Below are 11548 nucleotides of genomic sequence, written 5' to 3'. Positions count from 1 at the left end.
TTATAAATCATCATGTTACGAAATGCCAGAAGAATCAGGGTCCTTTTTCCGCGATCATGTGCAGTTGCCGGATAGTGCTGGCCATCTCTCCTTCTTTGTAAAAACTGAAGAGAAGGACAACGCCATCTCCCTCGGGTGATGAAAACACGACCCGGCTGGGCGCACCGTTGGTCAGGGCAATGGTGCGTATGTCTGTGGATAGTGACAGGCATGGGTGTACCTGTTCCATCTGCGGGGCGTGGGTATCAGGCCCTGTCTGCTCCAGAAACCTGTCTGGCAGGTAGGCCCGGCCAGCCGGGTCTGGGAAACCCGGTACGGTGGAGGGATCACAGTCAAACGATCCACCAAGAAAGGACAGGAGGGCATATTGCCCCTCAGGGAAGGAGATGGCGTATCGCCTGCCTTGTGGAATGTAGCCCAGTTCAGCCTGATAGCCATTGCGCCGGTACAGGGTAATGGCGACCATTCCGTCTCTCTGGCAGGTGGGCTGATGAAGGGGAACACGCATCAGGCCCGGGCCGGCAAGAGAGACAAACCATTCCTGGAAAGTCCGCAGGGCCTCGAGGTCTCTCTGGGTCATGGGGTTTTCCCTGCTGTCATTCCATCGGCAGTACGGTTGTTATCGGTGCTGCGTGGTGTCCGCGGGGGGATTCGAACCCTCGACCCCAGGATTCATGCCACTTCGGCTTTCGCCGCCGGAACCCGTACCAGGGCCGTTCGTGGTCTGGACTGTCTCTTCACCACAGGCTTATGCCTGCCATGGTGTCGCCCGTACAGTCTCTACACCTTCCTGCCCGTATGGGCAGGCTTGGCTCGGGATTGGCCTGGCCTGATGAGGGCGTTAGCGTTCCCCGAATTTGAGCGAATTCACCGGGCGGTTTGCCATCCCGGTGCCCAATTATCTTAGGAATCCTGTGCTCTATCCTGCTGAGCTACGCGGACACGCAACGCTTAGCTAGCGCTTTTTTTACGGTTTCGCAAGCCTGTCATCGTACCATGTCCCTTGGCCTGTGAGGGTGAACACGATATGAAGGACCTGTTCTGACAGTTGATGCTTCCACCCCTGCCATGCTGGAAGCCTTGTTCAAGACCGGCCCTGGCACGGCCTTTGCAGGTTTGCCCATGTTCCTTTCATCATCCCGCCCAGTATCCCGTTCTTCCATTCTCCGGTGCAGCCTGCGCCGCCCCATGGTACTGTCGCTGCTGGCGGTGATGGCTGTCGGGGGGCTGGCGGGCTGTGGTGGCAAGCCAAGGGATCCGTCCTCGCTGACGCTGCCCCGCAACCATCTGCTGGGTGTGGACCGTGGCGCACAGGGTGGTGATGACCAGCTCCGTGGTGGGGTGAATGCCTATCTCTGGCGGGGGGCGATCGATACGCTTTCTTTCATGCCCATGGCCTCTGCCGATGCCCAAGGGGGTGTCATCCTGACAGACTGGTACCAGCCCCCGGGGACGCAGGATGAGCGTTTCAAGATTGCGGCCTATGTGCTGGACCGTCGCCTGCGGTCGGATGCCATCCGGCTGAGCGTCTTCCGCCAGACACGCATCAATGGGGGAGAGTGGCAGGATACCCCGGCTGCTCCCAATACGGCGGCGGATATCACGGCCCGTATTCTGGAGAGGGCCCGGCAGCTGCGTGCCGAAAACGGCGGTGGGAAATAACATAATCCGATGAGTGACATGACAGCCAGCAACGTTTCTGACTCCTCCAGTTTCGACTTCCACGCCCGTGAGCCCCACTGGCAGGCCCGGTGGGCGGAGGCCGACATCTTCCATGTGCCGGACGTGCCCCCGGCCGACAGACCGAAATATTACGTGCTGGAGATGTTCCCCTATCCGTCTGGGCAGCTGCATGTCGGGCATGTGCGCAATTACACGCTGGGCGATGTGGTGGCCCGGTACAAGCGTGCCCGTGGCTATGCCGTGCTGCACCCGATGGGCTGGGATGCTTTCGGCCTGCCGGCAGAAAATGCCGCACGGGAGCGGGGCGTGCATCCGGGCAAATGGACCCTCCAGAACATCGCCACCATGCGGGGGACGCTCCAGCGGCTCGGTTTCTCGCTGGACTGGAAGCGTGAGATTGCGACCTGTCTGCCAGACTATTACGGCCAGCAGCAGAAGCTGTTCCTCGACATGCTGGCTGCCGGGCTGGTGGAACGACGTGATTCGTCTGTCAACTGGGACCCGGTGGACCAGACCGTGCTGGCCAACGAGCAGGTGGTCGATGGCCGTGGCTGGCGGTCCGGTGCGCTGGTGGAGAAGAAGACGCTCTCCCAGTGGTTCCTCAAGATCACTGATTTTGCCGAGCCTCTGCTGGAGGGGCTGAAGGAGCTGGACAAGTGGCCGGAGCGTGTCCGCACCATGCAGGAGCGCTGGATTGGCCGTTCCGAGGGGGCCCGGGTCCGTTTCAGCCTGCATAACCCGCCGCAGGGTTATGACGTGGATGAGGATTCCATCGAGGTCTTCACCACACGGCCTGACACGCTGTTCGGTCTGAGCTTCATCGGTATTGCGGCGGATCATCCGCTGGCCCGCAGGATTGCGGCGGACAACCCGGAAGCGCAGGGCTTCATTGAAGAATGTCAGCGTGTTGGCACGTCTGAAGAAGCCCTGAGCACGATGGAGAAGCGTGGTTTCGATACCGGGCTGCGTGTGGTGAATCCGCTGAACCCGGAACAGACGGCTCCGGTCTGGATCGCCAATTTCGTGCTGACGGAATATGGCACGGGTGCGGTGTTCGGCTGCCCCTGTGGCGACCAGCGCGATCTGGACTTTGCCCGCAAATATGGACTGGACGTTCCTTCCGTCCTGCTGCCTGCAGGGGAAGAGGAAGCCAGCTTCAGCGTCGGCAAGAAGGCCGTTACGGGTGAGGCCACGCTCTACAATTCCGGCTTCCTGAGCGGGAAGAGTACGAAAGAGGCCATCCGGGCTGCCATCGAGCGGGTGGAAGAGTTGGGCGTTGGCCGTGGCGTGACCAACTGGCGCCTGCGGGACTGGGGCATTTCCCGTCAGCGGTATTGGGGCTGCCCGATTCCCATCATTTATTGCGAGTCCTGCGGTGCTGTCCCTGTGCCGGAAGATCAGTTGCCGGTGACGCTGCCGGAGGATGTCACGTTTGACAGGCCGGGCAATCCGCTCGACCACCATCCGACATGGAAGCACGTCTCCTGCCCGAAATGCGGTGCAGCTGCACGGCGTGAGACCGATACCTGCGACACGTTCGTGGACAGCTCATGGTATTTCGCCCGTTTCACGGCACCAAAGGCCGCAACGCCAACTGATCGCAAGGCGGCTGATGGCTGGTTGGCCGTGGACCAGTATATCGGCGGTATCGAGCACGCCATCCTCCATCTGCTTTATGCCCGGTTCTTCACCCGGGCGATGAAGAAGACGGGACATCTGGATGTCAGCGAGCCATTTGCCGGGCTGTTCACGCAGGGCATGGTCACGCATGAGAGCTACCGGGATGGTACCCAGTGGCTGTACCCGGATGAGGTCGAGCAGCGTGGGGATCAGGTGGTCCGCAAGGACAACGGCAATCCCGTGACGGTCGGACGTTCGGAGAAGATGTCCAAGTCCAAGCGCAACACGGTGTCTCCGGTGGAGATCATTGAACGTTACGGTGCCGACACGGCCCGCTGGTTTGTCCTGTCCGACAGCCCGCCGGAGCGTGACATGGAATGGACAGCAGCTGGTGTGGCAGCGTCCGGGCGCTTCATGCAGCGTCTCTACCGGCAGGTTCAGACCGTTGCGGCAAGGGATGGAGCGGATGCCGCCCACGGGGCTGCCGGGGAGGAGCTGCGGCAGGTGACGCACCGCACCATTGCCGCCGTGACGGAGGCTCTGGAAGGGTTCACGCCGAATGTGGCCGTGGCCCGTTTGCATGAGCTGTCCTCTGCGCTGGGTGAGGCTGAGGGCCGGGATGGTGAGGGCCTGCCTGCCGCCCGCCGTGAGGCCGCCCATGTTCTGGCCATGCTGGTCTCTCCCATGATGCCGCATCTGGCCGAGGAGCTGATGCTGCTGCTGGAGCCGGAAGGCCCGATGGTGGTGGAGCGGAGCTGGCCGGAAGCGGATGAGAGCCTGCTGGCGGTGAAGAAGGTGACCATTGCCGTGCAGGTGCTGGGCAAGCTGCGTGGTACGATCACCTGCGCCCCTGATGAGGCGAAGGAGACTGTGCTGGCACAGGCCAGGGCCGAGCCGAATGTGGCGAAAGCGCTGGAAGGCAGACGGGTCGTCAAGGAGATCCATGTGCCGAACCGGATCGTCAATTTTGTGGTAGCGGGCTGAGCGGGAGAGGCTGGATGAACGGAAACTCCCGGATGAAGAAAGTGGCTCGCCGGGGCCTTGGCATCCTGCTGGCCGGGGTCGGGCTTGCCAGTCTGGGAGCGTGTGGTTTCCAGCCACTTTATGGCAGGCAGGCTGGGCAGAAGGATGCTGCCGTCAATGCCCAGCTGAAGGATGTTTATGTAGCGAACATTCCGACCCGTTTCGGGCAGGAGCTGCGCCTTGGCCTGCAAAAGGAAATGGCGGGGGATGGGCCCGAACGGCCGGAGGGGTACATCCTGCGTGTGAATGCCACGGCTTCTCTGGAGTCGATCGATATCCATCAGGACAATACCTCGGGTCGTACCCGTGGTGTTGGCTGGGCTGACTGGCGGCTTTATCGTGTCGGGGATACCAGCAAGGTGCTGGCACGGGGCTATGCCCGCACTCTGGACGGCTTCAACATGAATATTGAGCAGTATTTTGCCCAGACGCTCAATAACGAAACGCTTTACAAACGGATCGGGGAAAGCCTGGCGCATGACATCACCATGCAGGTGGCTGTCTGGTTCCGGGCGCATCAGTCTCTGGGAGAGGAGAAGTCCATCCGTCCGGGGCGTGATCCCTATCTGGACCGTCTGCCCGGCACGCAGCGGACGGACATGCGCTATATTGGTGTTGATGGCTTCCCAGCCAATGCAACGGGGCGCAGCAGCAACAACGCCTCCACATGGACGGGTGAGGACAGCCGGAATCTGGAGGACGAAGAGGATAACGGTCTGTGAAGATCAAGACGCAGGCTGCCAGGCAGACTCTGAAGGAGGCTGGCAGCTGGCGTGTGATTCTTCTCCACGGAGATGATGGCGGGTTGATCCGTGAGCGGGCGAGGGAGGCTGTCCAGACCATACTGGATGATCTGGATGACCCGTTTCGTCTGGCCCGGCTGGAAGCGGAAGAGCAGGACAGGCTGGAGGAGGAGGCTCTGGCCCTGTCCCTGACAGGGGGGCGGCGTGCTGTCTGGTTGCGTGGTGTGCAGGATGGCGCTCTTGGCCAGCTGAAATCCCTTCTGGAGCATCAGAGCGATACATTGGTCGTTCTGGAAGGGCCGGGATTGGGAAGTCGCTCCAAGCTGCGGCAGTTTGCAGAAAAACACAGGCAGGTGGCGTCCATCGGGTGTTATCCGGAGGAAGGGCGCAACCTTGCCCGGACGGTGAGCGATATTCTGGCGGAAGATGATATCCGGCTGGATCGTGATGGCATGGCGTGGCTGCTCGGTCATCTGGGGCATGATCGGACGCTGGTCCGTAGTGAAGTGGAAAAACTGCGTCTTTACGGTGAGCCGGGTAGCACCCTGACCGTTGATGACGTCCAGGCCTGCGTGGGGGATTCGGGGCAGGCGTCCCTTGATGATGCGGTGTATGCGGCCCTGGCGGGGAACCGGCTGGAGGCTGACCGGGCGTTTGAGCGGGCCATGGGGGATGGGGCCAGCCCTGTTGCTTTTGCCCGTGTGACACTGTCCGTGCTGGAGCGCTTCCAGCGGGCGTTTTTTCTGGTGCAGGAGGGACAGTCCCGGCAGGAGGCCATGGCTGCCCTGAAGCCACCTGTCTTTTTTCGTCACAAGGATGCTTTTCTGGCGGGCATGAGGCGCTGGTCTCAGGTTGCTCTCTCCCAGGCAGCGGAGGCAACGCAGGAGCTGGAGCTGGCCTGCAAGCAGAGCGGGGCCCCGGATGATCTGCTCTGTCGCCGTCACCTTGTCAGGCTGTGTCATCCCCGTTCTTTTGATCGGGAATAAAATAAATTAATTCCTATAATAGGATATACCTTTCACTGTGCCTATGTGACTGGTTTCATTGACTGTTCCCATCTGCTTTTTTTTAGAAAAAACATGAGTTTCCTGCCATTCTTCTGTTGGTGAGGAAGGGTGTGTGTCCGATCTTTAAATTAAACTTTATTATATAATAATAATTATTATCACCTAGAACGGCTTCTGAATAATGTTGTTTTTCTGGTGGTATATATGAGTCGTTTCATCCGTAGTGGTCTCAGGCCGTTATCTGCAGTTCTGACAATGGGGGGTGTTGTAGGGAGTGCCCATGCAGAGCCGGGAGCGGCAAACAGGGTTGCCCAGGATGTAACGTCTCCTGCAGATGGAACAGATGATTCCAGAGGAATTCAGGCCAAGGGGGTTGAGCAGATTCATGTCATCGGCCACCCGTTCAACACGATGCATGCCAGCAACGACATGGGCCGGATGCCGCAGGATGTCATGCACACGGCCCAGACGATCGATGTCATCCCCCGGGAGCTCATCAAGCAGCAGAATGCAAAATCGCTTGAGGAAGCCCTGAAGAATGTTCCCGGTATCACCTCTTCCGTGGGGGAAGGGGCTGGAGGAATGAGTGGCGACCAGTTCCTCATCCGTGGCTTCCCGGCGCAAAATGACATTTATGAAGATGGTTTGCGGGATTTTGGGGTTTATACCCGTGACAGTTTCTTTCAGGATTCCGTCAATGTCATCAAGGGGCCGTCCTCCGAGGTGTTCGGTAACGGAACGACAGGTGGGGCCATCAATATCATCACTAAAACCCCGACACTGAAGGATCATTACGGAGCCGATTTCAGTGGTGGGTCGGGGAATTTCTACCGTGGCACGGTGGATGTGAACAAACGCATCGGGAATACTTCGGCCTTCCGTCTGGAGGGCATGGGAAATTCCAATGACGTGGTGGGACGTGATTACGCCTATTCCCACCGCTGGGGTATTGCACCGTCCATCGCTTTTGGTATCGGCACGAAAACGACGGTTGTGTTGCAGGTGATGCACCAGACCTCCCGCAACGTGCCGGATTATGGCGTGCCGGTCGTCAAGGGCCATCCCATCACGGAGCAGTCGTCTCTCGGTGTGCGCCGGGGCAACTGGTACGGCAAGACGCAGGACCATGACAACAGCGATGACACGATGGAGACATTGCGGCTGAAGCATGTCTTCAACCGTCATTTCACGTTTCACAATGACCTGCGCTTCGGTGAATACAGCCGGGACTTTGCGGCCTCCACGCCGCAATGTGTCAACGCGTCCTGCTCCGAGATGCAGATATACAATCCGGGGTACAAGAAGGTCGATCCGGCTGCCGGTGTGGGCCTCAATGGCGGGCCGATGCCGTACAAGCAGTCCAGCTGGTCCTTTCAGGACGTGGCCTCCCTGCAGGCGGACTTCAATACGGGATTCCTGCGCCATCAGGTCGTGACGGGATTCGACATGGAATATGTGCAGGATTCCCGCCGCCAGTATGCGTATGATGCCGTGGGTGCCCACCGGGCCATTCCGTGGCAGAACACCTACCATCCGCAGCGTGACGATTATGGTTATGCGACCTGCCGGGCGGATTCCGGAAACTGCTGGAAGAACACCAATTACAGTCTGGGGCGGCCGGATTCCCGTGGCTATGGATTCGATACGGGTCTTTTCCTGTATGACCAGATCTGGTTCACCAAGTGGCTGTCCGCCAAGGGTGGGCTGCGCTGGGACCGCTGGCAGACCATGTACAGGACATGGGGAGCGGACGGGCAGGAGAGTGCGGCGGCCCGTGGCCCGTTGGGCAAGGCGCCGTCTGCGGCGTTGGATTATCATGACACGAAGGGCGTCATCAATCCGACGGCCAGCCTGCTGATCACGCCCAATAGCTGGCAGACCTTCTACTTCACCTATGCAAGCTCCACGACGCCGATGGGCATGTATGTGACCAACGGTGCCCTGCCGATCCGCCCCGTGAACGGGCAGGTGGCCACCCAGCCTGAACGCTCCCAGCTCTATGAGGTGGGGTCCAAGATGAGCCTGCTGCATGACCGTCTCGGGGCCACGATCTCGCTCTTCCGGCTGGACAAGAGCAATGCCCTGACGACGGACCCGGTCGCCGGGCAGGTACTGGCCACGGGTGTGAAGGAACGCAACCAGGGGCTGGAACTGTCCCTGGGAGGCATGATCCTGCCGGGCTGGAACGTGACGGCCACATATGCCCTGTATGACCCGCGGGTGATGTCCGGTCCCAATCATGGCCGGAACATCCAGTACGTGCCGCACAATCAGGCGACGCTGTGGTCTGCTTATGAAGCCTTTCCCGGCAAGCTCTGGAACTTCACCATCGGTGGGGGGCTGACATGGCGGCAGGGCGTGTATCTGGACCTTGCCAACACGGCGAAGGTGCCCGCCAACGTGGAGTTCGATTCCTACATCTCGCACCGCATCAACCGGCACTGGGTCGTGTCGTTGAATGCCTACAACCTGTCCAACCGTCTCAACTACAACTCACTCTTCACGAACCGGGTAACACCGGCTCCGGGGCGGGCCTTCCTTGGGCGGTTGAGCATGGATTACTGATCTACCCTTCAGACACGGATCATCTGCTGGATTCTGCGCCTTTCCCGTTTGGGAAGGCGCAGTTTTTTTTATGGGAGATCGCAATGGTTAATATTTAATTGTTTAAATATTAACAAAAATCATGAGAGGAACTGTGTCTGTCTTATAGATAATAAACAAAAGATTAAAATAAATGTGTTTTTTACGACACATTTATCAAATTTCTGCAAAGGACAACAATTTCTTAAAGTTAAAATTAAGAATTAGTCGCATTTATGAGCGGCTATCCCGCTGGGGATGTGCGTGACCCTTTCAGGACAAAGGTTGTTTCCATGAGTCGTTTTATCCATCAATGTCTAAAACCGGTCTCAGCGGTGCTGACTTTAGGGAGCATGGCAGGGGGGGCTTTAGCTGCTTCTGCCTCCCATCAGGAAGAAAGCACGCCAACAGGGCAGGAAACGACGACACCAGCGCCTTCTGTCAATGATGCCCAGACGCAGGGCGTGCAGGCGACGCAGGTGGAGCGCATCCATGTCATCGGTCATCCGTTCAACACGATGCATGCAGGCAACGACATGGGGCGTCTGCCGCAGGATGTCATGCACACGCCGCAGACCATTGATGTCGTCCCTCGGGAACTGATCAAGCAGCAGAACGTGAAGTCTCTGGATGAGGCCCTGCGCAACGTCCCCGGCATCACGGCTTCCGTCGGGGAAGGGGCTGGCGGCCTGAATGGGGACCAGTTTCTCATCCGTGGGTTCCCGGCACAGAATGACATCTACGAAGATGGCCTGCGGGACTTCGGTGTCTACGCTCGTGACAGCTTCAATTATGATTCCGTCAATGTCATCAAGGGGCCGTCTTCACAGGTTTTCGGTAACGGAACGACTGGCGGTGCCATCAATGTCGTGACGAAGACGCCGATGGCCAATGACCATTACAACGTGGATTTCAGTGGCGGGTCAGCGGATTATTTCCGTGGCACGGTGGATGTGAACAAGACCATCAATAACAGGACGGCCTTCCGTCTGGAAGGCATGGGAGCGTCCAACAATGTGGTGGGTCGGGACCATGTCTGGGATCATCGCTGGGGCATTGCGCCTTCCGTGGCCTTCGGGCTGGGGACGAAGACGACCGTTGTTCTTCAGGTGATGCACCAGACAGATAACAGCGTGCCAGATTTCGGGATGCCGGTCATCAAGACAAAGTGGTCGGCTTATGGGCGGCCTTTGTCTGAATATGGCGTGCCGCGGCACAATTTCTTTGGCAAGCAGCAGGACCATAATCACACCGACGACACGATGGAAACATTGCGGCTGAAGCATGTTTTCAATCGGCATTTCACCTTCCACAATGATCTGCGCTTCGGTGAATACAGCCGTAATTTTGAAGCTTCGAAGGTCGTGTGCCGGGCTGGCTGTATTGATGCGATCAATGGCGGTGATTTTGGCAAGGGGCTGGTCAATCGCACGACGCCGGGCAACAGTGTGCCGCTGCCCTACAAGCAGAACAGCTGGTCCTTCCAGGACGTTGCGTCCCTGCAGGCCGACTTCAAGACATGGTCTCTCCGGCATCAGGTCGTGACAGGGTTTGACATGGAATATGTCCATGATTCCCGTCATCAGGACGTCTATGCCGGGACCATTCCTGCGGCCAATCTGCTCTATCCCAATCCGCATGAGGTAACGGATGCACAGGCCCGTCGTGTGCCGGGAGGGGAGAATCCGAAGAGCATGCCGTACATTGCCGGGCTGGGCAGAAAGCCGGACAATCATGGTTATGGGTTTGATACGGGCATCTTCCTGTATGACCAGATCTGGCTGACAAACTGGGCGTCCATCAAGGGCGGGTTCCGTTGGGACCGCTGGCAGAGTGGGTACACCGTAACAGGTGGGCCAGAGACGACCCTGAATGAGAAAAACCGCCCCGTCCCGAATGAGGACAAGCGTTTCCCGCAGACGAAGAATACCTTCAACCCGACGGCCAGCCTCGTGCTGACACCGACCAGCTGGCAGACGATCTATTTCACCTATGCCAGCTCCACCACACCAACGGGCATGTATGTGACCAGCGGGGCCGTGCCGGTCCGGCCGGGCAAGAATGGAGGAACGGTGGATAACCGGCCACAGCATGCCCGCCTGTATGAGGTCGGCAGCAAGTTCAGCCTGTTGCATGACCGCCTGGGGGCCACCATCTCGCTCTTCCGTCTGGACAAGGACAATGCCCTGACGACAGACCCGGTCTCCAACTCCACCATCAACACGGGGGCCCAGCAGCGCAACCAGGGCATGGAACTCTCCCTCGGGGGGATGATCCTGACGGGTTGGAACATCACAGCCACTTATGCGCTGTATGATCCGAAAACATCTTCCAACAATGGCGGGCCCATGCATAATCAGATCCAGTACGTGCCGCATAATCAGGCGACTCTCTGGTCCGCTTATGAGGCCTTCCCCAACCTGCCATGGAACTTCACGATCGGTGGGGGGCTGACATGGCGGCAGGGTGTGTATCTGGATAACAACAATACCTCCAAGGTGCCCGCCAACGTGGATTTTGACACCGTCATTTCCCATCATTTCGGGCGGCACTGGCAGGTCTCTCTCAACGGATACAATCTGGCCAACCGGCTGAACTACAACACGCTCTTCAGTGGCTATTCTACCCCTGCACCGGGGCGGACATTCCTTGGCCGTCTGACCATGGATTACTGAGCTGTTTTTTCAGGCCGGACATACTGTCCGGCCTGAAGGTATGGCTCCGCATTGGGGCTGGGCAACGGGCTCTTGTTTTTGTGTTCGGTTTATCCTGTCAGTTCTAAGAAATAATCGGGAATACCTGTTCACGACATGGGGGTGGAGGTAGCAACATGCTGAAAAACAGCAGGAAACAGCCATTATGGTAATGGTGTGTCATATTGTGGCAATT

General features: G+C 58.5%; 7 protein-coding genes. 6 read left to right on the top strand and 1 reads right to left on the bottom strand.

What is annotated here, in order from left to right; all coding sequences use genetic code 11:
- Positions 1-34: 34 nt before the first annotated feature.
- Positions 35-580, bottom strand: a complete 546-nt coding sequence (locus tag ASO19_RS01265) for a hypothetical protein (protein ID WP_103765224.1) — start codon at positions 578-580, stop codon at positions 35-37.
- 542 nt (positions 581-1122) lie between these two features.
- On the opposite strand from ASO19_RS01265, the gene ASO19_RS01260 reads away from it, so the two are divergent.
- The 6 genes from ASO19_RS01260 (at position 1123) to ASO19_RS01235 (ending at position 11334) form a co-directional block, all read left to right on the top strand.
- Entirely contained in the window at positions 1123-1662 is a 540-nt protein-coding gene (locus ASO19_RS01260) for a DUF3576 domain-containing protein (protein ID WP_043558583.1), read from the top strand.
- Between the two features lie 9 nt (positions 1663-1671).
- Positions 1672-4287 (top strand): leucine--tRNA ligase, encoded by a 2616-nt coding sequence (leuS, locus tag ASO19_RS01255; protein WP_043558300.1) that lies wholly within the window; start codon positions 1672-1674, stop codon positions 4285-4287.
- 14 nt (positions 4288-4301) lie between these two features.
- Positions 4302-5048, top strand: a complete 747-nt coding sequence (locus ASO19_RS01250) for a hypothetical protein (protein WP_227431506.1) — start codon at positions 4302-4304, stop codon at positions 5046-5048.
- A complete protein-coding gene (gene holA / locus ASO19_RS01245) occupies positions 5045-6055 on the top strand; it encodes a DNA polymerase III subunit delta (protein ID WP_081562687.1) in 1011 nt (336 codons plus the stop codon). The genes ASO19_RS01250 and holA overlap by 4 nt, the downstream gene beginning before the upstream one ends.
- Before the next feature lie 225 nt (positions 6056-6280).
- Positions 6281-8641 carry a TonB-dependent receptor gene (locus ASO19_RS01240; protein ID WP_103765223.1) on the top strand — a complete coding sequence of 787 codons (2361 nt, stop codon included), beginning with the start codon at positions 6281-6283 and terminating at the stop codon, positions 8639-8641.
- 371 nt (positions 8642-9012) lie between these two features.
- A complete protein-coding gene (locus tag ASO19_RS01235; RefSeq protein ID WP_248460985.1) occupies positions 9013-11334 on the top strand; it encodes a TonB-dependent receptor in 2322 nt (773 codons plus the stop codon).
- Positions 11335-11548 lie beyond the last annotated feature (214 nt).

The sequence above is a fragment of the Parasaccharibacter apium genome (assembly GCF_002917995.1).
GTDB lineage: Bacteria > Pseudomonadota > Alphaproteobacteria > Acetobacterales > Acetobacteraceae > Bombella > Bombella apis.
The sequence above is the reverse complement of the archived record's forward strand: the minus strand, read 5'-3'. Positions and strand labels throughout refer to the sequence as shown.

What these genes read in the sequence shown, in the direction of transcription:
- ASO19_RS01265 (WP_103765224.1), bottom strand. Translation starts at nt 580, where the DNA reads ATGACCCAGAGAGACCTCGAGGCCCTGCGGACTTTCCAGGAATGGTTT.
- ASO19_RS01260 (WP_043558583.1), top strand. Translation starts at nt 1,123, where the DNA reads ATGTTCCTTTCATCATCCCGCCCAGTATCCCGTTCTTCCATTCTCCGG.
- leuS (WP_043558300.1), top strand. Translation starts at nt 1,672, where the DNA reads ATGAGTGACATGACAGCCAGCAACGTTTCTGACTCCTCCAGTTTCGAC.
- ASO19_RS01250 (WP_227431506.1), top strand. Translation starts at nt 4,302, where the DNA reads ATGAACGGAAACTCCCGGATGAAGAAAGTGGCTCGCCGGGGCCTTGGC.
- ASO19_RS01240 (WP_103765223.1), top strand. Translation starts at nt 6,281, where the DNA reads ATGAGTCGTTTCATCCGTAGTGGTCTCAGGCCGTTATCTGCAGTTCTG.
- ASO19_RS01235 (WP_248460985.1), top strand. Translation starts at nt 9,013, where the DNA reads ATGGCAGGGGGGGCTTTAGCTGCTTCTGCCTCCCATCAGGAAGAAAGC.